Consider the following 25,931-nt stretch of genomic DNA (forward strand, 5'->3'; position numbering starts at 1 on the left):
ACATCAATAGGTGTGGGATTTTTTATTAGATACCTTTTATTATGATTGAAAAGTGTTTTTTAAAACGTTTCTTTATGTGTTTTTGTTGTTGTTTTATAAGATGTGTTATATGATGTGTTATATGATGTATTTAATCACATCGAATAAATGGTATGTTTTAATCCTAACTATATAAAACCCACGCACTTTCATCTTTCGATCCTTAAATGGATAACAAACTAATTTTCTTACGACGTGGTAGTCAATTCAAAAAGTGTCACATGCTGTGACGTCCATTTGTACGAAAAAAAAGTGAGGAGTCTTGAAAGACGAAGAGTGGGGCAAGGAGGAGTTTCATATGATGTCCGAATCTAGAGAACGATCTGTCGTCACGCTTACGGCGGACCAAATCATCTCAACGACTGCCGTTGCGCGTTCTTTTAAAAAAACACGAGAAAAAGCGCAAGAGGTACCCCTCTTCGTCACGAATGCGCAAGGAGAGATCGATACGGTCGTCGTCGGTTTTCATCAGTTCGAGGAGATGAGCGAAATGATTGTAAGACAAGCTGCCTTGATTGAAGAATTCGAAATTTTGTCCCGGTTACGCGATGCAGAGACGGCACCGGAGACATTCATCGACGCAGATGATGTATTCGCTTCCCTTGGCATTGAAGACTAAATCAATGTTGAAGGTGCGTGAGGATCATGTATAACGTCAATTTTCACCCGAAAGCGGTCAAAGAATTAAAGAAACTCGATCCACGGATTATTCGAATCATTCAGCGAGATGTCAAAGAAAAGCTCGCAGTAGAACCCGAGACGAGCGGAGAACCATTGCGTGCGCCATTATCCGGTTGCTATAAGCTCAAGTACAAGTCATTTAACTTACGTCTTGTCTATACGATCAAGGACGAGAAAGTCACCATTGTGAAAATTTCAGATGGTCGTGAAGTCGAGCAAGAGGTCGAAGGTGTTGTCAGTATCTTAGCAATCGGGGAAAGGACACGGGAACGTGTCTATCTGGATGCAGTAAAAAGAAAAGAGAAATGATAAGTACTTTTATAGTGTATACAAAGAAAGAAGGTAGTCATTGTGGCTACTGTGTAATGCAGAATAGGAGTGGTTCTTACGCAATGTTAGTGAGGTAATGTTTTCAATACTATGGGAATAGAGTTAAAAAGGACTGATTCCTATGTACGAGATCGAAGAACTGGATACGCGTATTCGCATAATGACGATGGAAAAGAATGATCACGAGACACACCTTATGGCGCATCTCGTTTCTTGCACTAGCCACTGTCCGGACTGCCGTGCACGTTGTGACAGAAGGCACGGTTTCACTTGGAGAAGGATTCGTGATCTGTTCAGAATACAGCAATGTATCCGACTCATGCTTCGAGTTCCGAAATGGTTTTGCGATAACCCGAACTGTGAACGCATCATTTTTACTGAACGCCTCGAGTGGGCGGTACCTTATTCTCGGCGGACCAACCGGACCGATCATGTATTGACGACGTTGATGCTTGCCATGAATGCTAAGGAAGCGGCACGTGTTTGCCCGACGATTGGTATACGGATCAGTAACGATACGCTTCTCAAGATTTTGAGACGTGTCCCTGTTCCTTCGGAACAGCCCGATATCATTGGGATTGATGACTTCGCCTTCAAAAAAGGACATCGTTATGGAACAATCATCTGCAATGCACAAACCCATCGTCCAATCGAATTATTCCGTTCACGGAATCCTGAAGAGTTGATTGAATGGATGGATCGATTGATTGAAAAACCTGTTCGAGCTTCTTCAGACAGATTCCCGGGGTATCAGGAAACACTTCAGAAAAAAGGCGTCGTCGTAGTGAGTGATCGTTTCCATCTGATTCACAATCTGTGGGAGTTGCTCGTTACTATTTGTAGACGTGTGCTACCTAGTCGCTTACCTATCCATAAGAGCAAGTCTGTTGTAGAGGACGGGAATTCCTCTACAACAGACTTTCCTCCCATTGATTCTAATCGCCAAATACTTGTTTCTTCTGTTCAATCCATGCATCGAAAGGGCATGTCCCTGAATGCAATCGCTCGTTCTCTTCACCTGAATTGGCGAACTGTCAAGAAGTATAATGAGCTTAATTATCACCCCTCGTCACTACGACCGAAACGTTCCCACTCAATTGATCGCTATATGGATCATTTAAGAGAGTACGTCATGAACCATTTGACATTGAAGGAAATCAATCGACTACTCAGAGGTCTAGGGTATAAGGGATCTTACGGGGCTATCCGTTATCGGGCTCGAGATATTCGTAGGGGGCTGCTTCTAGAAAATCCGCTCTTTTTATCGCGTAAAGATGCTTGTCGATTACTCTGGCAATGGCCGAAAAAGAATGAGAAAGACATCGCAGATGTTTCAGATTTGTTATGCGAATATCCGGATCTTTCAATCCCATTCTGCTTCATCCAAGGATTCCGAGAAGCAATACGTGTGCGAGATAGTGATGAACTGCTTCGTTTGATTATGAACCCGAAAGTCACGGCACATCCGAGACTCGCTCGCTTTGTGCGTCGCCTCAAGAAAGACCTTCCGGTCATTTTGGCAGCCTGTCAGTACGAAGAAAACAATGGCTACGTGGAAGGCAATGTCAATCGATTGAAAATGATCAAACGCCTCATGTATGGGCGGGCTAACTTCGATCTACTCCGTATTCGAGTGCTCTGTCGCAATCCAGATCCGGAGTATTAATATTGTAAGAAAATGATAATGTTTAGTTGGGAATATGCTCGTCAACATTCACTAACATTGCGTAAGAACCATAGGAGTGCAGACTTGTGCGACGGAAACGTACACAGTTCTGCACTCCTATTCTGCATTACACAACACTAATCTCATCAAGCCAATGCATGACTACGAGGAGGGGCGAAAGCCATGTCATTAAAGGAAAGCACATCCTTATCACTCTTACATGTCCATCAATCATTTCGAACGAAGGATGAAGTAATTCGTTTTTTAATTCATCAATTGAAACAAAATGGGAGTATCGCATCAGAATCAGCTTTTTATCAGGCGGTCATGGATCGAGAGGCATTATCTCCTACCGGATTTGAAGGAGGACTCGCGATCCCTCACGGAAAATCAGATACCGTTTTGAAAGCATCGTTCGCCATCGCGACACTTGAAAAACCCGTTACCTATTGGGAAAGTATTGATCTGGAAAATCGTGTTGAACTCGTTATTCTCCTTGCAATTCCAACGGTGGAGGCCGGATCAACGCATCTCTCCTTATTATCGGAGTTCGTCACTCGCCTGACGGATGAATCGTATAAAAATCGTCTTCTGACAGCATCGACGGCAGAAGAACTTGAACAACGGTTAGATCAACTTGACGTTGAAGAAGAAACAGCAACTCAGATGGATGAGAACACACCACTCGTCCTTGGTGTGACGGCATGTCCAGCAGGAATTGCTCATACCTATATGGCTGCGAAAGCACTCGTCAAAGCGGGACGAGAACTAGGCATCGAAGTGAAAATTGAGAAGCAGGGTGCGAATGGTATCGAGGATCGTCATACGAGACAAGACATCAATCGCGCTGTCGCTATCATTTACGCTGTCGATGTCTCGGTCAAAGAAGAAGAACGCTTCGGGCGACTTCCAAAGGTAAAAACATCAGTTGCTTCGCCGTTACGGAACGCACGTAAACTGCTTGAGACGGCAGTTGAAAAATAGTGTTAGGGTCTTCCTAATCGCTCCGCAATCAGCGCTAATATTTTTGCAAAAGGGATAGCTTTTCCACTTTCGATGATGCTGATATAAGCACGGGAAAGGTCGTCCCCCAGCAAGTTAGCTTTGTGACATACCTTGTCGAATGCGGTCATTCTTTATCTTTAATCCAATCATGATTTTTATTAATCCTATTTATTAACAGGATAACCCATTTATATATAGTTAAAAAATTTTATTGTAATCTTATGGGTAATCACATCTTTACGGATGTATTAATTGGTGTGTTTAGTCACAAAACTTGATACAGCAATTAGTTAGAACATGAGCATTTTTGACGAGAATCTTCAAAAGACCAAATAACATGAAATGCTGCTAATGACGTAACGATACATTTCTAAGTTTCTGGCCTAAAAACTATACGCAGAAAGAAGGAGAAAGTACATGTTAGGATTACCGAATGGCTTGGTGATCATCGCTCGGTGGGAACCGGAGTGGACATCTTATTTTAAACAGGAACGAAAGCTTATCCTCGATCTGATGAAGGATCATGACGTGATCGTGCACCATATTGGAAGTACTGCGATTAAGCACTTGGATGCTAAGCCTGTTCTCGATATTGCAATCGAAGTCAAAGATTTCAGCGCAATAAAAAAACAGATTGACTTACTTGAACAACTGGGATATCACTGCATGGGAGATCAGATCCTTCCAGACCGCTTTTACTTCATCAAGGGGGATCCACGGACGCATCAGATTCACTTTTATCGAAGCGGAAGTTCTTTTTTACAAGAACAGTTGGTCTTTCGAGACGCGCTTAGAGAAGATGATTCTCTCAGGCAGGCATACCAAGAACTGAAATATGAGTTAGCTACATCCTTTGCAGAGGACAAGCATGCCTATGCCGCGAAGAAGACCGATTTTGTAACGCGTGTCACCGCTCGTCAACATCAGGCTAAGTAATTGTAGAAGGGAAAGAAAGGGATGAAACAACTGGAACGATTAAAATCGGGATGATGCGATCGGAATTTTTTCTCCATCGTCACCTGTGACATATTCTAGTCCGAAACGATTCCAACGTGCGAAGGCATTTTTGGAGGAAAACTGACCGGAAAACAGGATCATTACAGATCCGGAAGTATCGAAGAACGAGCTGAAGAGCTGAATGAAGTGATTCGAAATCCTGAAATCAAGTGCATCATGTCGACGATCGGTGGGATGAACTCGAACTCACTTCTCCCTTACATCGATTATGAAGCCTTCAAAAAACATCCGAAAATCATCATCGGCTATTCCGATGTCACCGCGATTCTACTCGCGATATATGCCAAGACGGGTATCCAGGCGTTCTATGGTCCAGAACTTGTCCCTTCCTTCGGTGAATTCGAGCCGTTCGTCAATCATACCTACGAGTACTTTAAAGACCTATTGATTGAGGAACCATCGCTGCCCTACGAGATGAAAGTACCTCCGTACTGGACGGATGAATTCGTGAACTGGGAAGAGAAGACAAAGGAAAAAGAACAGCGACGTAACGAATGGATCTGTGTTTACGCGGGAACAGTGACTGGAAGAGTCATCGGTGGGAACTTGACCATCCAAGGCATTTGGGGAAGTGCGTATATGCCAGAGGTGCGAGAAGGTGACATCCTCTTCATTGAAGACACGATGAAGACTGCTGCAGAAATTGAGCGGAGTTTCTCATTATTAAAAGTAAATGGTGTGTTCGACAAGATTTCTGGCATCATACTCGGCAAGCATGAACACTTTGATGATCAAGCGACAGGGCGTAAGCCATATGAGATCTTAGTAGAAGTACTTGGAGAGACAAAGATACCGTTCCTAGCGGACTTCGACTGTTGCCATACCCATCCGATGATGACTTTGCCGATCTGTGCTGAGATTCAACTGAACGCTACATATAAGAAGGTATTACTTCTCGACAGTCTCATATGATTTTTCTATCGGATGCTAGCGTGTGCGATCTTCACAAAATGATAAAGTAGGAGCGTTTAAGATGAAACCAATCGAGAGAACGATAGCATCATTACATATGATGTATAAAGATGGTCCACGATATATCATGGGACGTTAAGGAGAGAGCGGTATTTCTACTTGTACGCTGAATGATTCACTATCGGAGGATGAAATAACGACTTTAATAAAAGAAGATTCCTTTTTCCTGCCGGAAGATTATAAAAAGTTTCTCAGTCTACACAATGGAGGTCGATTATTTAGAACAGAGTCGGATACGAAGATTGAACTATTTACGTTGCAAGAAATGCTTGAGTTTTCTGAGGAACAGCAAGCCGAAGATGGCATTCTCGAGGATGAACACTACTGGATCATCGGTCAACAAAATGAGTACTGGATTTTGATTGATAAGCTAAAGTGTCAAGAGCCAGAAGGGCTGTTTAAAAAGTCATACATCATCATGGTTCATCCGTCTGATGGTTTAGAAACCGGCTATCCTTTGAATATGAATTTTGAATCCTTCCTTGAATGTGCAGTGATCGCACAAGGGGATAATTTTTGGGATTGGCATGAGGATAGTGTGATGTATAGTGATGTTGATCGCTATGATGAAGTCGAAGTGGAGATGTAAAAAGACTTCCTTCGATCTATCTAGTTCAGGAAAAATCAAAAATGCCAACTGCTCACATACTGCCGTTTTGGGACAAATGAAGTAAACACAATCTGATGTGATGATGAAATGAATCAATAGATGACAAATAAGGAGAATTGAGATGATGAAAAAATTCGATTTGAACATCGAGCAAGTACTAGAGAACTGGGAAGTCTTCCATGCCTTACGTGAGATCATCGCTAATGCCCTGGATGAACAAGTCCTAACACGGTCGAAGGACATTCGAATCGAGCGTGAGTCAGAGGGCAGATGGCGGATCCGCGATTATGGTCGCGGGTTAAAGCATACTCATTTCACTCAAAACGAGAATCAGGAGAAGCTCACCCACCCGAACTTGATCGGGCGCTTCGGGGTGGGGTTGAAGGATGCGATGGCGACGTTCGACCGCCATGATGTCGGGGTCGAAATACGATCAAGACATGGTCGCTTCACCCTAGGGAAAAGTACGAAGCATGCCTTCGAAGATATCATGACGTTGCATGCGTACATCGAGCCCCCCGTCGATGAGACGTTTGAAGGGACGGAGTTCATCCTGACGAACATCTCGGAATCAGATATCAAGAAGGCGAAGAGTCTCTTCTTACTATTCAGTGAGGAGGAGATCCTGTCTACGGTACAGTTCGGTCAGATCCTTCAGAAGCGTGATGATCGGGCGAACATCTACATCAATGGGGTGAAGGTCGCGACAGAGGATGAATTCCTTTTCTCCTACAACATCACCTCATTGACGAAGGCGATGAAGAAGGAACTAAACCGGGAACGGACGAACGTCGGACGGACCGCCTATTCCTCACGCGTGAAACAAATCTTGCTCGAGAATAAGGAAGCGAGTACGACGAAGCTCCTTGTCGAATCCTTGAATCGATTCACAGAAGGGAATCTTCCTGTCGAACTGACATGGAAGGACGTAGCGATCCATTCATGCAAGTTGCTCAACACACTAGAAAATGTTGTCTTCTTGACACCGAGCCAAATCATGCATCATGGCTCCTTCGTCGATGATATCGATGGATATGATTTCAAGATTGTGACGATCCCGGAGAACCTACGTGATGCTTTGAGTGAGGTGAAGGATGATGTTGGGAATCCGATCCGTAATCTTGAAACGTTCGCGGAGGAGGTTCGCGACTCTCTTTCTTACCGAGAAGTACCATTGCAGAGCCTCAGCAGAGATGAACTGGAACGATGGAGAAAGCGGGACGAGATTCTCAATATGATCGGACCGATGCCTGACTGTATCTTGGAGGTCAAGCTCGTGGAATCGATTGACTTCGCATTCGATCAGGTCGAGACATTGGGGCTATGGCAACCAGACAGTGGCACGATACTAATCGCACGCTCACAACTACGTTCCATGGAGTCTTTGGCAGGTACATTGTTACATGAACGAGCACACGCTAGTAGCGGACGACCGGATGTCGATCGAGGATTCGAATCTGCATTGACTGATTACATCGGACGACTCGCCACGGATCATATCGAACGACAGAGAATGGTTATCGTACCTGACGAGATGTCCGCGACGAACGACGTCGGTAATGTCAGTAACGCTGAGAAGACAAATGCATCGGGCTTCTTCAAACGTCTATTTGGAGGAAGATGAACGAAGACGCTAGTATCGATTTCGATGTCGAAATGTATACACTTTCCGAAGTCATCTTATCTGAGTATATCGGATTATTCAAAGTTAGGATTTGTACACATCAGTTTTCTGATTTGATTTTGATTTGTAAATGGTTAACAGTAAAAAGCATGCTAATGTGCTGAGTAAAAGTAATATGACGAGAAAAACCCAATATTTTTAGAATCTCTTTGCAATGACGGTATGGCTACAATTTGAAAGGAACAACGCATAGATACTTTTAAAGTACCTATGCGTTGTTCCTTTTGTTGTGCTTAAGAAAAGTGTTCATGCAGTTTTTTGGTCTTATTTGTCTATAAAAAGACTATCTAAATACACTGATAAAAAGATGAGTTCATAGACTTTAAACATTACAATTGACTAACCAAATACACATTTGTGAAAGAATAATCATTTTTGTATACATAACGGTCGTTTTGCATACATTATTATAATTTTTGATGATCTTAAAAATAAAAATCCAGCAGATATAAAACTCTGCTGGACGAAAGGCAATCGGCTATTCTGATTCTTAATTTCACATCGTTAATTTGAGTTAATTTGAAATCTTATTCACATCAATTTTTACTGTAATCTTTTTACCGACAGCATCACCATCTGCCAATAAAACGTAACTATTTTTTTGATTTGGTACTTTGTAGACAAGGTCTACTTTAGAGCGATAAGGTGGATAATACTGATATCCTGAAGACCAAGCTTTTTCATTATGATTGATGTAATCAATCGGTTCATATTTATTACCATTGGCATCACTCATTACAAATAAGTTTGGTCGATAAGTAGCGTATCCAATATCACCCTCTGAAGCAGCATCATGAAGAATGACAGGTATCGTCACGTATTGTTCATTCTCTAGTGTCGGCAAATCGAGCGACGCGGGAGGTGTCTGAATTAACTGGTCTACATGGAAAGTACTTTTTTTATTGACAGGATCACCAGGATAGGTTTTCACTAAGCCTTGTTCCATCAACTTATCAATAGACGCCGCAGATGGCTTAGTAGTTGCTTTTTCAGGTGACTTTGAATCGTCTTTCATATCGCGTAACTTACTTCCCGTCGTTTGGATAGTCGGTGCTTTTGATGTTACCGGAGCTGTCGACGTGTCAACGTCTTCGGACGAGGCGAAGAAGAATAGGGTGACGACGGCAGCGAGTAACACTCCGCCAGTCGTTCCAAGGGCGATTTTAAAGCGACGCTCTGTCGCTTTAGAGTTGATGACGACACTCCCGATGGCAGCATTTGGTGTAATTCGTACGGCGCGTTGTGCAGGAAGCAGTGCACCGAGGACACCGGTTAGCATCGGTATCAGCAACATCGTACTTAAGAAGCCGAGTTCGCTGACTGGAAACTGATTGTAGACGAAGCCAATCATCCCAAGAGCGACGAGTAGACCAAGTATGCCGGCAAAGAGTCCGGTCATCATTCCTTCGATTAGGACGAGAGAACGAATGTAGCCATCTCGCCAACCGGTGGCTTTTAAGACGGCAAGTTGTGTTTTTCGTTCATTGACGTTTTGCCACATGATTTCTGTCGTCGTTAGAATGGCAATCATGAGTGCGACGCCCATCGCGACATAATGCATCGTTCCGACTTCAAGAGCAACGAATTCACCGAGCCATGTCGCATACAAGACACCTTTTAAACGGAACGTGACGAATAGGAAGAAGATGAACAGGCTTGTGGGTAAGGCAATCGCAACGATCGAAAGAAGGGTGCGTTGCCAATAGGTCGCGAGCTGGTTGATACTCATGCCGACGATACCCCGAGCACGAACAATTCGGCGTCCTTTTGAGACTTCGCCTGACTTCATGCTCTCATAAGGACGAATTTTCCGAATGAGTGCCATTGGAACAAGTGTGCCGCCCCAGTAGATGAGAAGACCCACGAGACCAATCAGAATGATGCGTCCTATTGAAGTCGCATGACTCGTTGTCAGCCAGAATGAGCCTAGTATCGCCCAAGAAATCAAGGTGACGAAGCTTCCTAAAAGGGTCGCTTCAAGGAACAATAACTTCGAGAGTTGGCGTGGGCGCCAACCGAGAGAGAGCAAAATCGCGAATTCTTTTTTCCGAGCAAACAATAAAATGATGTTCGAACTAAAGACATACACTAAGGCAACCGCGATGACGCTTAAGATGACCCCACTCATCCCAACCTTGGCTTCTTGGAAAATCGCCATCGAGGAGCCAAGCTTGATCCACGGCTGCTGCACCCAGCCGAGTGCCGCTTCTCCTTTTAGACCAGGTAAGTAGGTCAAAGCGAGTTGCGGCGAGGAACCGAGCGTCACGTCTGTGATCAGTCCTGTCTTATCTTCGATTTCTTGTGCGACCGCTTGGAGTTTCTTTTCGCTCGCCGCATTCATCGTCTCGACACCTTTGACGTTGACGCGAATGACAGAGATTGCTTTTTTACCTCGTAACTTGAAGGCAGCATCCAGTGTTGTCAGCATCGAAGGTGGTTTTGTCAGGAAGTCATAGGCATCATTGGTCGGTTTGACATCACGTGGTGGATTAACAGGACGATCTTTCTTGTCCATGACCCACTGCGCTTTTGCGGGGAAGTAGGTCTCCATCGGTAGTTCTGTCAATGGATCCTTCGAAATGTTCAGTTTTTTTGGATCAAAGACGCCAATGTAATTGAAACGCATTTTAGGCATGTTGTTAATGTCCGTTCCAAATAGACGTGCTTCGCGGTACATTGTCCGTTTAGCTAGTAAGCTATCTTTCGTGACTTCATGCGGTTTGACCTGGTAGCTGAATGGCCACCGGGACGGATAAGGGCTAGCGACACTCTGATAGGAAATCGGTGATGGTTTGAGTGCTAGCCAATTAAAGCTTCCTGGTGGCTCTTCCGGAACAGTGTGTTTTAGAATGTCATTTACTAATGTCTTCTGCGTATCCGAAGTTGTGACTTTGTATGTTTTTTTATTCGATAAAGGTAACGTATTTAGGTATTTGAAGCCACCTTTTTGAATAACTTGCTCCATCGTCATATTGATCGAATCGTCCTGTAATGGAAGATCGACTTTTTCATATTTATATGTTCGGAAGGCATCAACGTACTCGCGCTGATTTAATAAGATGGGGATTTGATAGACATCACTTCCCATGTCGACGGGACTGTCATCTGTTTTAAAATAGCGGCTGTATGTAGCCGATTTAGTGGATTTATCCAGTCCGACCATTTTCGCCTCGGCTTCCGGATCAATCCCAGCGAGCATTGTCGCACTACCATAGGCGAATAATGGTTGTTCTCCGAGTTCTAGTAAAGAAACGCCTTTCACACGTGTTCCACTCGGAGGTTCCCAACCGGCAGCAAGGAAGGAAGTCGTCGTATCTTTTTCCATCTTCAGACCGGTATTTTGGGAATCAGTAATCGTCAGTTTATAGATGCCAGGATTGGTGATCGTGTGGGTACCGACATTTGCATCAATGTAACTATTTCCGATCATCGCAATCGGTGCTGCGACTTCGACGCCCTCTATTTGTTTAATCGTCTCATATTGTTTGCGCGTGATGCCGCCGTCAAGTCCACTTGTATAGTTCGGTTCAAGGAGTTTCAAATCTTCCGTCACGCTTCGACTACCCTCTGGACGAACTACGATATCATAGGACGACCCCCAACGCTTTTGAAGCTCGTCGACGACTGTTCCATTATTGGCTTGGGTCGTCCCAATCAGATAGCTCAGTCCGGTGCTGACGATTAAGACACCTACGAGAAGGAGAATGAATCGTTCTTTGTTCCGCCACCAAGAGTTCCAGATGAACTTAAGCATAAGCATTACCTTCAACTACTCTTCCGTCTTTCATTTCAATAACTTTATTTGCACGTTTAGCTAAGATAGGGTCGTGCGTCACAAATAAAACTCCACATTCATCTTCTTTATTTAATTGATTAAGTAAATTAAATATAATTTCACCAGTTTCCGTGTCTAAGTTTCCGGTTGGTTCATCAGCTAATAACCATTTAGGCTTATGTATTAATGCTCGTGCAACTGCAACCCGCTGTTGTTGACCTCCAGAAAGTTGTGATGGAAGAGAATTTAGTTTATCAGAAAGTCCAACACGATTAAGTAACATAAGTGCCCGTTGCTCTTTATCGTAGTTGACTTTTCTTCCGAATAAAGGAGATAAGACATTTTCTAAGACAGTAAGTGTAGGGATTAGATGGAATTGTTGAAATATAAATCCTATATTTTCGAATCTAAAATCGGATAATTGACGTGCATTTAAATTCGAAATCGGCAAACCATTAAAGTAAAGTCCACCAGATGTTGGAGTATCTAATGTTCCAATAATACTAAGTAGTGTAGACTTTCCTGATCCAGACGGACCAATTATTGAAATGAAATCTCCTTGAGAAAAAGTTAAATTAATATTTGATAAAGCAGCTGTCGAAATTTCTCCTGTATCGAATGATTTGTTTAGTTCTTTACATGTAAACGAATAATTCATATGAACACTCCTTAAATAAAAATTTGCAAAATATCCATTATTTAAACAATTCGACAAAGTTTAAGGAAATCATTTTTTAATCTAAAAAAAGGAAGGCACCAAATTTAGGGGCCTTCCTTTTTTGATGATCTTATGTACTAATACATAAGCCAATTAGCAAGGGCAGCTGACGACGTAACGACGGCATACTGTGCCATCACGTGAGTCAGTGACACGACGCCATCCAGCATCAGATTTAACGATACGGTAGCATTCTGCATCAGAAGCACAGTAGTTGTAGTATTTCAAGAAACCGCTATCACCACAAGGTACATATTTCATAGTATTCACCTCCTTTCAATGTATAGAGCTGATTATTTAAAGCTAAAAACCGCTGCCAAAGGTGAAGGCGTTTTCAAAGTAAGATGAAAATGAGTATCTACCTTTGTATAAATAGGTAGAAAGGGTGCTTCGATAGTACTTTTATAATTATCATCTTCTAATAGGTAAATATTAAATTCGGAATTGTATAAATTATTAAATGTTGTTGCTGAGTCCAATTGATTATGGCTGAAGAAAATCGCTACACTGCTTTTTGGAATGCTGTGCTCTTTAATCATATGAACAAACTCTTCAAAATTATTATTACAAAACACACATGTCTTATCCAAAAATATAAGTAAAGTATTTTCATCAATTTTAGAGTATAAATCAAGTTTTTGGTCTGTATTAACTAAAGGTGAAATAATTGTATTTTGCAGCAAAAAATTTTCAGGTACTCGATCATGAGGATCTTCTTCAGTCTGATTTAATGATTCTTGAATTTGCTTATTCTCCCATTTTTTAAATGCATTATCCCATTGTGCTAATTTAAACAATAATGAAATAACAAGAGGGAGACAGATTAAAATTAGTAACAAACAAATAGCGTATGTAAAATCCATACAAAATCTCCTTTAGAAAAATCTGAATATTTACTTTTTACAATTTTTATAATATTCTTAAATATGGAATCAGTCAATGGTTTTTTGTAAAATTTTTATTTAAATGGGGTGATTTGTATTTTAAGTTACTTGAAAATAGTATATTTCAGTGTATCTTTTGTCTTTAAATCTAATCGTTTATTAACTACTACTCAGTTTTTAATAAAGCTTTCCATTGGATTAATTCCTTTTTTTAATATTTATTTAATTGAAAAATTATTTTCAAGCTTAATCGATGTCTTTCAAAAAAATTCTGATGTAATGATTTGTTACTTCTGGAGTTCTTTATTGGCTTTAATAAATTTCTTTTTATTTTTGCTGAACAGTTTAAATAACTATTTACAAAAAAAAATAGCCTTTCAATTTGAGGAGAAATTAAAGACATCTTTATTATTAAGTTCTAAAAAAATTCCGTATCAATCATTTGAATCATCTCAATTTCAAAATAAATACTCCCGAATGCTACAGTCACATAATAGCTTATTGAATACGTTTGATAGTGTTCTATCGATAGTCCAATCGTTTGTCTCACTTATCTCAGTAACTTTTTATTTGATCAAGTTACATATTTTATTTAGCTTAATTATTTTCATAATGATTATTCCTCTGATGATTATTGAATTGAAATATGGAAAAGTTAGATTTGATTTAAACGTAGGTCTTTCAGAAAATTCTAGAAAACTTCATTATCTAGAGAATTTATTAGTAAATAAGTCAACTTTAAAAGAAATACGTTTAGGTCAAAAAGAAAACTACATTTTAAAGAATTGGATAAAGTCGTTTAAGGTTAATGCTGTTTCTCAAATGAAGCTTGAAAAGAAACAAATGTACTTACAATCTATAGTGCAAACAATCATTTCTTTGTCCTTTGTATTTTCAATATCTTTAGTAATTTACTTGGTATCAAATAGTCTACTTAAACTAGCTGCTTTGACAGCAGTGATTCAAGCAGTACAGAATCTTCAAGGAATTGTACCATCATTTGCAAATAACTTAGCTAATAGTTACGAAGCAACTTTAAGTGTAGATGAATTTCAAAAATTTCAAAATCAGCTCAGTAAAAAAGACAATAAAAATAAATTAGATATTGAAAAATTAGAAGTACTAACTGTAAAAAATTTAAATTACTATTACCCAAATTCACATCAGAAAGCTTTAAATAATATCGATTTAAGTATATGCAAAGGTAAAAAAATAGCTATAATGGGTAATAATGGTTCAGGTAAATCTACTTTAGTTAAGTGTATGACTGGTTTGTATGAATCTAAGAACGCTATCTTGCTGAACAACGAATATTTAATTGAAGATGTAAATTTAGAATCGCTTTGGAATGAGATCAACGTGATGTTTCAGGACTTCAATAAGTATGAAATGACCATGGCAGAAAATATAAGTATGGATAATTTGATTATTAATAATGAAAAGTTAGAGAATCTGTTGGAATTAGTAGGATTAAAAGATCTATTCGATCAATTTCCTAATAAGTCGAATACTCAATTAGGAAATTTATTTAATAAGGGGAATGAGTTATCAGGAGGACAATGGCAAAAAATTGCACTAGCAAGAGCTATCTACAATCAAAAATCATTTTTATTTTTAGATGAGCCAACTTCTGCACTAGATCCAGATAGTGAGTATCAAGTTATTGAGAGTATCTTAAAAAAATTAAATGAAGTTGGTATTATTTACATCACACATAGAGTGAATGTGGCAAAACTAGCAGATAGTATTATTTACATGAAAAATGGAGAAATTACTGAGCAGGGTACGCATGAAGAATTGATTAAAAAGGGTGGTGATTACAGCAAAGTTTTTGAGAGACAAATTGGAAGTTTAATTGAACATAAGGAAGGTGTAATAAATGCTTGAAATATTTATAAGAGTAGGATGTTATATCTTAGCCATATTAATGCTAACATCTGCAATTGATAAGATTAAAAATTATTCGATAGCACTGAGCAAAATTAAAGCATATCAGTTGGTTAATCGGAATATAGGGAAAGCTGTTTTAATTGTTGGAATATGTATAGAGATTTTTGTAGGAATTAGCTTGTTAGTCAAAAGGTTTGACCTTTTAGGATTGTCTGTATTTGTTTTAATGATGTTATCTTATAGTACAGCAATTTATATTAATTTAAGAAAAGGTAATACTTCAATTTCTTGTGGATGTGGTGGAGTATTAGAATCGGATACTCTTTCATATAAACATTTATTAAGAAATTCAAGCTTAATTATTACCGGTATCTTGATTTATCAATTTGATACGGTAACAAATTTAACTATTGTTCAAGAGATTTTTGTATTAATGATTGCTATAAGTACAATTATTTTTTATGGTTCTTTAAAAGAATACAACCGACAAGTTTGGACTATAGAAAAAATAAAAACTAGATTATCACTTTAATTACAAATATGGGGGTCGAAACATGATTACGAATATCTTGTTGGGTCTAACACTTCTTATAACGCTTGGTTTATCAGCGACTATGCATTATATGTTAAAGTACAACCGTAACTTTTTAAAACAAATTCAAAGTATTCGAGGAACTTTACTTGATATGATTGAAATAGGGGAAGAAGCACCTTTATTTAGATCAATCGATGAATCTGGTAAAAAAGTAATTGCAAAGAAACTTTTTTATGAAAAAAATACACTTTTATTCTTTGGTCACTCAGAGTGTCCAGCATGTAAAGGCATTTTGAAGCATATACAAAAGGTAGAACAAAGTTATGACATTAATATAATTGTTGTTAATCGCGATACACAATTTGATGATACATCTTTTAAAAAGCTGTTAAACGATGAAATTTACTACATTAGACAAAGTTTTATTGCGGATACATATAGAATTCAAACTACTCCATCTGTATTTTTAATTGAAAATGGAGTGGTGAAGGCGAATACTGTATTAAAAGATGCTAATACTTTATTTAACTTATTACTTAATGAAAAAAGAAAAACAAGTTTAAATCAGAGCTTAAGCTCATAAAAAAAATCTTCTTAAAGTGACTAAGTTCACTTTAAGAAGATTTTTTTCTATTATAGAATTTTATAATATTAGAATTAGTCATTATTTCATCAGGATAAAATAATTTCGCTTGAATAATTGTACTTTTAATAGTTAGCGATCTACTCTGCGAAATTGAATCATTATTTATGTTGTACATACTAAAAGATTTTAAAAAAAGTAAAAAGTATGTTAATCCATATTTCTTTATTAAATAATTGATCCATAAGAAACCTTGATGATACATTTCAATTCCGTCTTCCTCAGATAATGAAATAATTTTTTCTAGAGATAAAATTGAAGAAAACTCATTTGTTAACATGCTTTTTGAAAAAGAAACTTGTTCAGAGTAATCATTTTTTAAAAATTTAGGGTTATAAGTTGAAGTTAGTTGCTCATAATTGCCTTCAAGATACATTGCAAATCCCTCTTGGAAACATAACGATAAATTGTTGTGTGTATACTCTGTTAAAAAAACATGGGTTAATTCGTGTAAAAGAATTTTAGATAAAAATTCTTTTTTATTTTCAATGAATTCAGGAATGAAAATTTTAATAGATTCGTTCGATTCGTACCAACCATAGGTAGAATGAATTGGAACGGAAAAAGAAATAGTTTCTAAAGAGTCAAAAAAAGCTATATTTAATTTCTTAAATTTAAATTGGGGATCTATTAATTCTTTATAGAACCTGAAAATCTGCTTGATAAATAAAGTTGTATTTTCCGCTTGTTCTTTTAAAGAAGAAGGATAAGAAATTTGATGTTGATTAAGAATAATTAAAGAATCGTTAAAAAGACTTTCAATAAAATAACCCGTAGCGTCTTCTTTTATTGAATAAGTTCCAAATATTTCTTTTTCATCAGTATGTTCTGAATCAACATGAAGAAATACTTTCATAATCAAGCTCTCACTAAAACTATCTATCAGTACTCTAGATAGAGTATATGTAAATTCCGCATTTTGCTTTGTAACAGTTTTAAACCATCGTGTTTGCTCTGTATAAAAAGATTCTCTGTTATTTCTATGTAATTTTATATAGTCATCCATATGACCATTTTGAATACTTTTCACATAATGTAGTACGAAATCTGTGAGTTTTTGATTCTTTATCTCATTTTTCAATATTATTATTTGTACATTTTCGTTATTAAATAAAGTATTCATTATTAATCTATCCTTTAATGTTATGACTAGAAGTTAACTAATTTAAATTAGATTATTTTGTGAATATTATCTATATCCAATCAATTTTAAAGACTTCTCGATCATAGAAGCTTCATAATTCCTTCCGATTTTCCGCAACTCTTTTACGAATACTGGCCAGGGAGGATGTATCGCGCGATAAGGGTCTGAGTCAGGACCAGTATACATTCCTCCGCTTGGACCAGTGTAGAGTCCACCACCAGGACCAGTGTACATGCCGCCGCCAGGACCAGTGTATAATCCGCCACCTTGTCCAGTGTAGAGTCCACCACCAGGACCAGTGTACATGCCGCCGCCGGGACCAGTGTACATGCCGCCGCCAGGACCAGTGTATAATCCGCCACCCTGTCCAGTGTAAAGTCCACCGCCAGGACCAGTGTACAGACCTCCATCAGGACCAGTATAAGCCCCACCGCCAGGACCACTATACATATTTCTAATAGGTAATTTATTAATAGTCATTTTAACCCTCCTATACATAGTTCGAAAAAATTAACTTCTAGTATATTCATTATACAGTAAAAAATGGTCAATACGTCTAAATGGTAGAAGTAGATGTATCTGTAACGGACGGTTTAGACGAACCTTTGTTTGAAATACAAGTTTCTGTGTTAATTCAATGAGTTTATCAATAATAAGAATTGTGTATACATTTCGACGTCGAAACATACATACAGTTTTTGTTTGTTTTATTTTACATATAATAGCCTATTAAAAGCACATTGATAAAAAGATGAGTTTATAGATTTTGAATATTGCAATTGATCAATTAGAGACGTATTTGTGAAAGAATAATCATTTTCGTATACATAACGATCGTTTAAAAGACAGGGAGTCGAAACTCATGTACTTCCTCAGATATGAGTTCTAGATGCTTTATTTATAGATATCCCGACGATGTCCAATCTCAAGAATCAATATCACGACTTTTTCATCTTGAATGTCAGCAATCAGACGATAATCACCGATGCGATAACGCCATTCACCTGAGCGATTCGAGACCAGTCCTTTACCATGACGACGCGGATCATCCGTCCCGACCAGATTCTTCTTGATCCAGGACATGATGATCCGCGCTTGTTGGGGATCCATCTTCTTAAGAGACTTTTGAGCTCCGCACTCAAATTCTACCGTATATGCTGTCATTCTAAATCAAGTTCCTTCATCATGTCGTCGAAAGAGATCGCTTCTGATTTTTTACGGTGTGCTGCCATGGAATCATGATAGAGTTGTAAATCGATTTCGTCTTCGATGCGGTCGAGGACGGCATCGCGAACGAGTGTAGAAATCGTGATGTTCTTTGCCTTCGCATATTCCTTGATGAGTCGTGTATCTTCATCATCCAAACGTACAGAAATCGTACTCATTATTATCATCCCCTTTGTAATACATTGTAATACAAACTGAGTTTTTAGTATAGATGCGAGCTCTATTCATTTAGATTCAGTGTAAAGTACTTTACAATAGTAAGAAATGGATAAAGATGAAGAAGGTAGGGGATTATAATGTACAAAGCTCTATTGATAGCAGTCAATGAACAACGAAGTCGTGAAATCAACGCTCTTCCCAATACTTTAAATGACGTGACAGAAATCAAGCGATTATTAACGGAAGAGCCAGCTGTTTTTCAACAGTCCGATGTCCTAACCTTAAGCGGTAACCTAGCTACTAAATCCATGATAGATCATGCACTGAAGGGCTTTTTTAGTGATGCTTCATCAGAGGATGTCTTATTTTTGTATTGGGCAGGGCATGGAGGATTCGATCAAAGTAATGCTTATTTTATTCCATATGATGCCGACGAGGCTACCATTAGTAATACTAGTATCAATATGTCTGACGTAAAAAAATATATTGACGAAACCCCTGCTCAAACTGTCTTGAGTTTCTTTGATACATGTCACAGCGGTGCATTATTGAGAGGCACTTCAAACACTTCAATCGATGCTTTGATGAATCGAGGACTAGATATTAAAGGTTCCGGAAAATTTGTCGTTGCAGCATGTACCGAAGACCAATCTGCCTGGGATAGAGGCGGACATGGAGCGTTTACGGATTACTTGATTCGTGGTCTTGAAGGGGAAGCTATAAATCCCAAAGGAGAAGTGGACATTTACACGCTCTATTCCTATGTCAGCCAAGCAGTCTCTAGCGAGTTCTCAAATCAGCATCCTGTTTTAAAAGGTACGCTCTCTGGGGCACCAATTATTATTAAATACACGAAGGCACGAGAACATGAGCAACAGCAACAGCTCGTATCGCAGTCAAGCGAAGCACAGCGTAAAGTGGACGAATCGGGTGACTGGTTTTTAATAGGGGATTTACACGCGCGACACCATTCTTATCGTTACAATAGCGCTACTAAGACATACTCTTTAATACTAAAGGCTACTTCTAACGCAAGAAACATTGAAATGACACTAAAACAAATGTTGAGAACAGTACGACCATTCGCTATTGAGGATAGTGCTGAATATGTTCAAGTAGAAGATGTGGATGTAGAAGTGATTGATGGAGAGAAAACAATCAATCTTACGTTAGTATCTAGTCAGAATCGAAGTAACCATATGTTCAATGAGATGACGATCAACGGCATTACTCCCGATGAAATAGCAAAACTAAGAATTGAACGTTTTATTTTCAATCAAGACATTCCAAGTCATGTTAATACGACCTACTCGGGAGGAATGATTTATGGAGCGTCATCTGACTATTCAGTATCAGATTGCTTGATTCCAGAATTACTTGAACAACAAGTCGAACCAGAATGCATCAGACTTTACGTCATTGCTGTTCTCGTATTTAAATCCATCTTGTCTGAAGTGAACGAAGTCAGTTTAATTATCCAAGATAACACCATCGTCCGCATCACGATTAATGGGAATCGTCCACGCATATATTCTAACGAAGCTCCATCAAACATCATGGTAGATCACCCAGTTACTTTTCCTATGTCGATGATGGACAACTATCGTTCTACTTGATTAAGAATGAAAAGTTTTCACCACAACAAAATGAACACAAAAGATAGACCATGAATAATTTTCTATACGACTTCAACTGCCTGATTCGGCACTCTACCTGGCTCAGGTATTTGAAGACGTACTTTATGTTTTATATAGGTGTGTTGGTTTCTATGTCTTTACATCTCACCCTTTGAAATAAAAGATGCTCCATAAAAAAATGAAAACAAAAGACGATGCAAAAATAAATTGTTGGATGGATTAAGAAGACGAGAAAGGAGTTCCCAAATTGTTGATGGCATATCAAATGACACTTGAGGACTTCATGGCGCTACAAAAGGACTCGATTCAGCATTCAAAATATCATATTAAAAGACAGAGACGCTCTATTGTGGTGATGGATATGATGGTATTTTGTTACGGGTTTGTATTCACTAGTTATTGGTTGCCGCAAATCATGTCTGTCGTTTTATTTTTGTTTATCGCAGTCGTTGGAGGTTCATTGCACTCTCTATTGTTGTTCCCGTTCATAAAGAAAGTGTATCTTACGATCACACTGTGGCAATTGCGCTACTTTTTGAAAAACGACGAGCGATTTCCAAGAAACGTGATTCTAAATATTGATGAAAAAGGTATCAAAATCAACTCCATTCAGGATCAAGTAACTAACCAACTTCAAATAGAGTGGAAGTCGATTGATAAAGTAAGTGAAGATGATGATCATTACTTTCTATATTTTAAAGAAAATGAAGCGATTATCATTCCAAAACAAATCCATGATTTGAATAAAACAGAGCAAATTAAATTACGTCATCTCCTACAAACATATTTAAAAAACATAATATAATTTTAAAAGGAGTATGTTGATGAACATCACAAATCTATAATCTAACTCGACAAGTATTGTGTTAGATATACTAGACTACCTAAATTAAGGATTCATCTAACATGATTAAATAGTAGAAAGGAGCAATGTAATTGATTATAAAGTATCAATTAACGTTCGAGGATTTAATGTCCTTACAGAAAGATCTGATTGAAAACACAAAGTATCATAAAAAAAGACGCAAATTTTTGTTGATCTACACGGAGATTTTAGCATTCTTCTACGGGTTTACATCGATCTTGTATTTTTTACCTAGAACGATTCCCTTTGCAATTTTCTGCTCCATTGCTGTAGCAGTAGGGATTTTGTTCGCTATTCTACTGAGGCCTCTTTTGAAAAAAATGTATCTGCCAATCGCTATGAGACAAGGCAGGTACTTCTTGAAAAAAAATAGTAGTTGGCCGAGAAATGTGACGTTGAATCTTCATGAAGCGGGTATTCATTGGAATTCTGACGATGGGAAATTGAATCGAACACTTAAACTTGCTTGGGAATCGATTGAAAAAGTAAATGAAGATGAAAATCATATCTATCTGTATTATCAAAAATCTGAAGCATTAATTATCCCAAAGAACATATCTGTATTAAGTTTGACAGAGCAAAATGAGTTCAAACAGCTGATACAAAACCACTTGAATATTTCATTTTAAATTATGATTTAAGCAAAAAAACACGATCTAAACAAAATATGAACTGAGCCCTAGAGTTTGGACAGTTTAATAAAAGCACCCTTAACGTATTAAGCTGCTATGAGATGGCTTCGGTATTGTACCGGAGTCATCTTTTGTAGTTTCCATTGTCTTCGTTCGCTATTGTAATAATCAATGTAAGCATCGACCATGGCACAGACCTCATCGAGGTCAGATGCTAATTTATAATCGACATAATCTTTCAAGTGCCCAAAGAACGATTCCATCGGGGCATTATCTAGGCAGTTTCCTCTACGAGACATGGATTGAAGCATTCCCATCTCACGGATGCGTGTTTGATAAGCAGGATGCGTATAATGGAATCCTTGATCGGAATGTATCATGGCTTCCGGGTGTATATTCCCTTGAAGTCGTTCTGCGAGTTTATTCGTTGTATGAAGGACTAGTTCCATATAGAGGCTTGTAGATAGATGATGTGCCATAATTTCACGTGTAGCGACATCCTTCACACAAGAGAGATAAACAGTTTGGCCAGATCCAATACGGAGATAAGTGATGTCTGTGACGAATACCTTACCAGGCTCATCTTGATCGAAACGACGGTTCAAGTGGTTCGGTACAGTCTTATGTTCATATGTCGCTTTAGCGATTTTACGATAAGCGTTCTGCCTACGGATTTTCGTCACGATTCCAAACTTCCTCATGATACGCAAAATACGTTTATGATTCATCGGTCCACCAATAAGATCAAGCATCTCCATGTAAAGACCACGATAGCCGATTTTTCCCTTGTGACGATCATGAACACGTTTTAGAAGTAGGTAGTCCGCATAGTCGCGTTCTTCCCGAAGGGAAACACTATCCGTACGTGCGAGCCAGGCGTAATAACCACTGCGGCTCACTTCAGCGAGCGTACATAGATCCGTCACGAATCGTCCCGATGATTGTTTCCGTAAGACAATATTGATTGCCTGATAGCGCTCAGATGCGGTTAGTTTCGATACTTCGCCTCTCTTTCGAGAGCGTCGAGCTTTTTTAGTAATTCGTTCTCCGCTGTGAGGTACTTGATTCGTGCTTCAGCTTTCGCAAGGCGTCGTTCGACGGAATCATCTTTTTTCGGTCGACCTCCAAGATTTGATTTTCCACGTCTCTCATTCAAGAGTCCTTCTTCTCCATAAATACGATAGGTCTTCCGCCATCGTTTCAACGCTTCGTTCGTTGTTCGCTTACCGATCATGTCCAGGTCAAAGCCGCTTTCCTCAAAGATTTGTATCGGTCGCTTACCAGCTAAATTCTCACGTACAGCGTGAATCTTAAATTCTCCTTTATATTGAATCGTACGATCTGATACCGAGGCTACGTGAAGATTCGCTTCAAGTTGTCTGATTTGATCTGGATTGAAGGTACGTCTGTTCATGAATAATTCTCCCGTCTAAATTGAATAGATACAGTATATCGATATCTTTAAACACAAAAAACCCCGAATGGGGTCTTTTATCAAGTGTTCACCATTCAGGGTTCAGTTCAATATTTTGTTTAGATCGTGTTTTTAATTCATGGTTCACTTAACTTTCATCGTTTTGTTCTTCAGGAAACGTCTTATTCACTAAGAAAGATATGAACGCTCCGGCAGTTGCGAGTACACCTGCTCCTGCTGCTGCAGGAATGAAATATACTGCTAACGCAACAGTACCTATAACGACGACACCTGTGGCAATGGAAGTTAGAGGATCAAAGATTGGATCTGGAGAAGTCGTGGGTAACGGTGATGGTTGCACTTTATCGTTTTTAATCACGACTGTAATAGTAATCTCTAGTAACAACTTGTCTCGCGTTAAACTGACTTCAATTTCTTCACTAAATACTTTAAGATCAAGAGTCAATTCATTTCCATTTACTACCATAGATGCTGCTAGAGTACCGTTATCTGCCGATAGAGTAATATCTTTCAAGAAATTGTCGTAGTCTTCGATTTGTTCTACCGTTAAACTTGTAACATTTTCTCCAAGAATGGCTTCTGCATTTAAATTTGCCTGACCATTTTTAAAATTAATTAACGAATATTCAGAAAGTCCTGGCATGACTACAGTAGTGGCAGCTTCTACAAATACTTCATAGAAAGGTCCTGCGGTAACTCGATAACGTTGGTTAAACTTAAAGTCAATTTCAAATAAATTGATGGGAGATTCATTCAAAAGCGGTATTTTTGAGCCGATTTCTTTAAACTTATTATATAAAGCTCGATAAGCTAATGGATCTTCGTTAGGATCAATAGGTTCAATTTGATCAGATTTATCAACAGAAGCTTGTCCATTATCTCGATCAGACTTGATATTATTATCAATTTCGATAAGCCCTTCACCACTACCAAGTGAGATTGTTGAAATCTGATCGAATGCCCAGTTTTTAGGTAGTGGATATCCGAGATTTCCGCTAAATCCATTGGACATTCCGCTCACGAAGCTAGTAACTGCTAATCCATTATCGGATACGCTAATGCAAACACTTCGTGGGCCATAAACTCCGACTCGATATTTTGCTCCAAGGTCTTTTAGTTTTTGATTGATTCCCTCAAAGTGTGGCATAATATTGTCGATAATTTGATAACCTAGTGCATCAAAATCCACAGCGAAGTAAATGATAGTATCTTTTTTGAAACCATAGCTGTTGGCCGCCTGATAAGCTTCTTCTGCCGCACTCATACCTTGTGCGTAACTAAAATCTTCAACTCGTGATCCTTGAGTTTGGAAAATTGGAAAAACAGTCAATCCAGCATCGAAAATAGCATCCAACTCTCCGGGTTGGATTTTTTTATTTAGTCCACCGGGAACATTGGATAGATAGCGACCGATAGTTTGATAGCCAGCGTTCTTCAATGTCTGTGCGCGAGCTGACGTTACTTCAGTAATACAATCACTGGCTGTTCCACGTCTTGTGGGATCGCCAGAGCTCACGAGTAATGAAAGCCATGTTTGTCGACCAACTAACCCGTCTGAAGTTAATCCTACAAAATTTTGAAATTCTAGTACTTTCGTTTGTACTGCTGAACTAAATGAACTGTCAAAGGCGCCTGTATCAAAGTTATTTACATACATCGCATATTGAAGGAATTTTACGAAAACCCCAGTATCACCAATGGAGAGATTCGGAAGACGGTCTCTCGTAGTTGGACCGACGGAGCCGGTTTGCTGGGATGCAGAAATACCTTGTTCTGTTTGAATACCGTAGATGAGAGCCCGGTTGGTGCCTCTTTGATACTGGCCATCAGCAGGTTGCACCCCTGATGTAGTGAAATAATGGTAGTTCAAGTCGCGTTGCATTTCTTGAATTTTTACATCCCCACCCGGTGTGAGGCGGTATGCATCCATTGTTAAAAGTGCTTTGAAAATGTAATCGTATACTTTTCCATCACGTACAGGTAATCCTGCGTCTGTTTGAAGATTAATAATCGCTTGTCGAGTAAGCTCGGTAAATGAACCGTTAAATGCGCCTGGACTATATCCTTTACACCAACATGCTCCCTGCAAGATCCGAACAATTCTTTGTCCTTTTGTATCTGTTGGGACACGTCCTAAAACCATTTCTCCCCACCGCTTGTATTCAGCAGCTGTTAAAGGGCCAAAACTATCGCTTGTTGAAGTAATACCAAGTTCCAGTTGTAAGGCTCGAGTGAGAGAATACATTGTTGACCAACCCGTTTTTCCATTTTCCGGTGCGGGTGTGTACCCTGCTCTATTTCCGTAAGTACTGTTTAAATACTCCTGAACTTGTAACACCATTGGATCCATCATAATTCCTCCTTTTGTTTTATTCGTTTGTTT

The 25,931-nt window shown here is 38.9% G+C and carries 22 protein-coding genes and 1 pseudogene; 14 read left to right on the top strand and 9 right to left on the bottom strand.

Annotated features, from left to right (window positions below):
• Nucleotides 1–337 precede the first annotated feature (337 nt).
• The 8 genes and pseudogenes from AC0VYQ_RS15575 to AC0VYQ_RS15610 all read left to right on the top strand — a co-directional run bounded on the left by AC0VYQ_RS15575 (nt 338) and on the right by AC0VYQ_RS15610 (nt 7,944).
• The gene (locus AC0VYQ_RS15575) at nt 338–658 is read left to right on the top strand and encodes a hypothetical protein (protein WP_475404812.1); all 321 of its coding nucleotides are present in this window, start codon (nt 338–340) and stop codon (nt 656–658) included.
• 26 nt (nt 659–684) lie between these two features.
• Nucleotides 685–1,029 carry a type II toxin-antitoxin system RelE family toxin gene (locus AC0VYQ_RS15580; protein ID WP_475404813.1) on the top strand — a complete coding sequence of 115 codons (345 nt, stop codon included), beginning with the start codon at nt 685–687 and terminating at the stop codon, nt 1,027–1,029.
• A 142-nt stretch (nt 1,030–1,171) separates the two neighbouring features.
• The gene (locus AC0VYQ_RS15585; protein WP_475404814.1) at nt 1,172–2,716 is read left to right on the top strand and encodes an ISL3 family transposase; all 1,545 of its coding nucleotides are present in this window, start codon (nt 1,172–1,174) and stop codon (nt 2,714–2,716) included.
• Nucleotides 2,717–2,899: 183 nt separating this feature from the next.
• Nucleotides 2,900–3,700: a fructose PTS transporter subunit IIA gene (locus tag AC0VYQ_RS15590; protein WP_475404815.1), complete on the top strand. Its 801-nt coding sequence runs from the start codon at nt 2,900–2,902 to the stop codon at nt 3,698–3,700.
• A 438-nt stretch (nt 3,701–4,138) separates the two neighbouring features.
• Nucleotides 4,139–4,657 carry a GrpB family protein gene (locus AC0VYQ_RS15595; RefSeq protein WP_475404816.1) on the top strand — a complete coding sequence of 173 codons (519 nt, stop codon included), beginning with the start codon at nt 4,139–4,141 and terminating at the stop codon, nt 4,655–4,657.
• Nucleotides 4,658–4,715: 58 nt separating this feature from the next.
• Nucleotides 4,716–5,650, top strand: a pseudogene (locus tag AC0VYQ_RS15600) (S66 family peptidase).
• Between the two features lie 166 nt (nt 5,651–5,816).
• Nucleotides 5,817–6,299, top strand: a complete 483-nt coding sequence (locus AC0VYQ_RS15605) for an SMI1/KNR4 family protein (protein WP_475404837.1) — start codon at nt 5,817–5,819, stop codon at nt 6,297–6,299.
• A 142-nt stretch (nt 6,300–6,441) separates the two neighbouring features.
• Nucleotides 6,442–7,944, top strand: a complete 1,503-nt coding sequence (locus tag AC0VYQ_RS15610) for an ATP-binding protein (RefSeq protein WP_475404817.1) — start codon at nt 6,442–6,444, stop codon at nt 7,942–7,944.
• 574 nt (nt 7,945–8,518) lie between these two features.
• Here AC0VYQ_RS15610 and AC0VYQ_RS15615 read toward each other — a convergent pair.
• The 3 genes from AC0VYQ_RS15615 to AC0VYQ_RS15625 all read right to left on the bottom strand — a co-directional run bounded on the left by AC0VYQ_RS15615 (nt 8,519) and on the right by AC0VYQ_RS15625 (nt 13,360).
• A complete protein-coding gene (locus AC0VYQ_RS15615; RefSeq protein WP_475404818.1) occupies nt 8,519–11,758 on the bottom strand; it encodes an ABC transporter permease in 3,240 nt (1,079 codons plus the stop codon).
• Nucleotides 11,751–12,437 carry an ABC transporter ATP-binding protein gene (locus AC0VYQ_RS15620; protein ID WP_050677729.1) on the bottom strand — a complete coding sequence of 229 codons (687 nt, stop codon included), beginning with the start codon at nt 12,435–12,437 and terminating at the stop codon, nt 11,751–11,753. The genes AC0VYQ_RS15615 and AC0VYQ_RS15620 overlap by 8 nt, the downstream gene beginning before the upstream one ends.
• Nucleotides 12,438–12,790: 353 nt before the next feature.
• Entirely contained in the window at nt 12,791–13,360 is a 570-nt protein-coding gene (locus AC0VYQ_RS15625; RefSeq protein ID WP_475404819.1) for a hypothetical protein, read from the bottom strand.
• A gap of 648 nt (nt 13,361–14,008) precedes the next feature.
• Here AC0VYQ_RS15625 and AC0VYQ_RS15630 point away from each other — a divergent pair.
• Genes AC0VYQ_RS15630 through AC0VYQ_RS15640 form a run of 3 tightly spaced genes read left to right on the top strand, consistent with a single transcriptional unit; the run spans nt 14,009 to nt 16,389 of the window.
• Nucleotides 14,009–15,268 carry an ATP-binding cassette domain-containing protein gene (locus AC0VYQ_RS15630; protein WP_475404820.1) on the top strand — a complete coding sequence of 420 codons (1,260 nt, stop codon included), beginning with the start codon at nt 14,009–14,011 and terminating at the stop codon, nt 15,266–15,268.
• Nucleotides 15,261–15,803, top strand: a complete 543-nt coding sequence (locus AC0VYQ_RS15635) for a MauE/DoxX family redox-associated membrane protein (RefSeq protein WP_475404821.1) — start codon at nt 15,261–15,263, stop codon at nt 15,801–15,803. Before AC0VYQ_RS15630 ends, AC0VYQ_RS15635 begins: the two co-directional genes overlap by 8 nt.
• Before the next feature lie 22 nt (nt 15,804–15,825).
• Nucleotides 15,826–16,389: a peroxiredoxin family protein gene (locus AC0VYQ_RS15640; protein ID WP_475404822.1), complete on the top strand. Its 564-nt coding sequence runs from the start codon at nt 15,826–15,828 to the stop codon at nt 16,387–16,389.
• 31 nt (nt 16,390–16,420) lie between these two features.
• Here AC0VYQ_RS15640 and AC0VYQ_RS15645 read toward each other — a convergent pair whose 3' ends face one another.
• From AC0VYQ_RS15645 to relB, 4 genes are all read right to left on the bottom strand, one after another.
• Nucleotides 16,421–17,572 carry a gluzincin family metallopeptidase gene (locus AC0VYQ_RS15645; protein ID WP_475404823.1) on the bottom strand — a complete coding sequence of 384 codons (1,152 nt, stop codon included), beginning with the start codon at nt 17,570–17,572 and terminating at the stop codon, nt 16,421–16,423.
• 66 nt (nt 17,573–17,638) lie between these two features.
• Nucleotides 17,639–18,043 (bottom strand): hypothetical protein, encoded by a 405-nt coding sequence (locus AC0VYQ_RS15650; protein WP_475404824.1) that lies wholly within the window; start codon nt 18,041–18,043, stop codon nt 17,639–17,641.
• 444 nt (nt 18,044–18,487) lie between these two features.
• On the bottom strand, nt 18,488–18,757 hold the full coding sequence (locus AC0VYQ_RS15655) for a type II toxin-antitoxin system RelE family toxin (RefSeq protein WP_475404825.1): 270 nt from the start codon (nt 18,755–18,757) through the stop codon (nt 18,488–18,490).
• On the bottom strand, nt 18,754–18,978 hold the full coding sequence (gene relB / locus AC0VYQ_RS15660) for a type II toxin-antitoxin system RelB family antitoxin (RefSeq protein ID WP_475404826.1): 225 nt from the start codon (nt 18,976–18,978) through the stop codon (nt 18,754–18,756). Before relB ends, AC0VYQ_RS15655 begins: the two co-directional genes overlap by 4 nt.
• A gap of 138 nt (nt 18,979–19,116) precedes the next feature.
• Between relB and AC0VYQ_RS15665 the strand changes: the two genes are divergently transcribed.
• From AC0VYQ_RS15665 to AC0VYQ_RS15675, 3 genes are all read left to right on the top strand, one after another.
• Nucleotides 19,117–20,595, top strand: a complete 1,479-nt coding sequence (locus AC0VYQ_RS15665; protein ID WP_318092867.1) for a caspase family protein — start codon at nt 19,117–19,119, stop codon at nt 20,593–20,595.
• A gap of 274 nt (nt 20,596–20,869) precedes the next feature.
• Nucleotides 20,870–21,421 (top strand): YcxB family protein, encoded by a 552-nt coding sequence (locus AC0VYQ_RS15670; RefSeq protein WP_475404838.1) that lies wholly within the window; start codon nt 20,870–20,872, stop codon nt 21,419–21,421.
• A gap of 131 nt (nt 21,422–21,552) precedes the next feature.
• A complete protein-coding gene (locus AC0VYQ_RS15675) occupies nt 21,553–22,110 on the top strand; it encodes a YcxB family protein (RefSeq protein WP_475404827.1) in 558 nt (185 codons plus the stop codon).
• Nucleotides 22,111–22,199: 89 nt separating this feature from the next.
• Here AC0VYQ_RS15675 and AC0VYQ_RS15680 read toward each other — a convergent pair.
• Both AC0VYQ_RS15680 and AC0VYQ_RS15685 read right to left on the bottom strand, forming a co-directional pair.
• A protein-coding gene (locus AC0VYQ_RS15680) for an IS3 family transposase (protein ID WP_475404828.1) occupies nt 22,200–23,527 on the bottom strand; the annotation gives its coding sequence in 2 pieces (ribosomal slippage) (nt 22,200–23,158 and nt 23,158–23,527; 1,329 coding nt in all).
• Between the two features lie 148 nt (nt 23,528–23,675).
• Nucleotides 23,676–25,898 (bottom strand): glycoside hydrolase domain-containing protein, encoded by a 2,223-nt coding sequence (locus AC0VYQ_RS15685; protein ID WP_475404829.1) that lies wholly within the window; start codon nt 25,896–25,898, stop codon nt 23,676–23,678.
• Between the last annotated feature and the right edge of the window lie 33 nt (nt 25,899–25,931).

This window comes from Exiguobacterium sp. QJM3NY_9, from assembly GCF_056173545.1.

Coding starts and splice junctions, on each gene's coding strand:
- AC0VYQ_RS15665 (WP_318092867.1), top strand. CDS start 19,117: ATGTACAAAGCTCTATTGATAGCAGTCAATGAACAACGAAGTCGTGAA.
- AC0VYQ_RS15595 (WP_475404816.1), top strand. CDS start 4,139: ATGTTAGGATTACCGAATGGCTTGGTGATCATCGCTCGGTGGGAACCG.
- AC0VYQ_RS15655 (WP_475404825.1), bottom strand. CDS start 18,757: ATGACAGCATATACGGTAGAATTTGAGTGCGGAGCTCAAAAGTCTCTT.
- AC0VYQ_RS15585 (WP_475404814.1), top strand. CDS start 1,172: ATGTACGAGATCGAAGAACTGGATACGCGTATTCGCATAATGACGATG.
- AC0VYQ_RS15615 (WP_475404818.1), bottom strand. CDS start 11,758: ATGCTTAAGTTCATCTGGAACTCTTGGTGGCGGAACAAAGAACGATTC.
- AC0VYQ_RS15685 (WP_475404829.1), bottom strand. CDS start 25,898: ATGGATCCAATGGTGTTACAAGTTCAGGAGTATTTAAACAGTACTTAC.
- AC0VYQ_RS15620 (WP_050677729.1), bottom strand. CDS start 12,437: ATGAATTATTCGTTTACATGTAAAGAACTAAACAAATCATTCGATACA.
- AC0VYQ_RS15625 (WP_475404819.1), bottom strand. CDS start 13,360: ATGGATTTTACATACGCTATTTGTTTGTTACTAATTTTAATCTGTCTC.
- AC0VYQ_RS15610 (WP_475404817.1), top strand. CDS start 6,442: ATGATGAAAAAATTCGATTTGAACATCGAGCAAGTACTAGAGAACTGG.
- AC0VYQ_RS15575 (WP_475404812.1), top strand. CDS start 338: ATGATGTCCGAATCTAGAGAACGATCTGTCGTCACGCTTACGGCGGAC.
- AC0VYQ_RS15580 (WP_475404813.1), top strand. CDS start 685: ATGTATAACGTCAATTTTCACCCGAAAGCGGTCAAAGAATTAAAGAAA.
- AC0VYQ_RS15635 (WP_475404821.1), top strand. CDS start 15,261: ATGCTTGAAATATTTATAAGAGTAGGATGTTATATCTTAGCCATATTA.
- AC0VYQ_RS15640 (WP_475404822.1), top strand. CDS start 15,826: ATGATTACGAATATCTTGTTGGGTCTAACACTTCTTATAACGCTTGGT.
- AC0VYQ_RS15645 (WP_475404823.1), bottom strand. CDS start 17,572: ATGAATACTTTATTTAATAACGAAAATGTACAAATAATAATATTGAAA.
- AC0VYQ_RS15650 (WP_475404824.1), bottom strand. CDS start 18,043: ATGTATAGTGGTCCTGGCGGTGGGGCTTATACTGGTCCTGATGGAGGT.
- relB (WP_475404826.1), bottom strand. CDS start 18,978: ATGAGTACGATTTCTGTACGTTTGGATGATGAAGATACACGACTCATC.
- AC0VYQ_RS15590 (WP_475404815.1), top strand. CDS start 2,900: ATGTCATTAAAGGAAAGCACATCCTTATCACTCTTACATGTCCATCAA.
- AC0VYQ_RS15630 (WP_475404820.1), top strand. CDS start 14,009: ATGATTATTGAATTGAAATATGGAAAAGTTAGATTTGATTTAAACGTA.
- AC0VYQ_RS15670 (WP_475404838.1), top strand. CDS start 20,870: ATGGCATATCAAATGACACTTGAGGACTTCATGGCGCTACAAAAGGAC.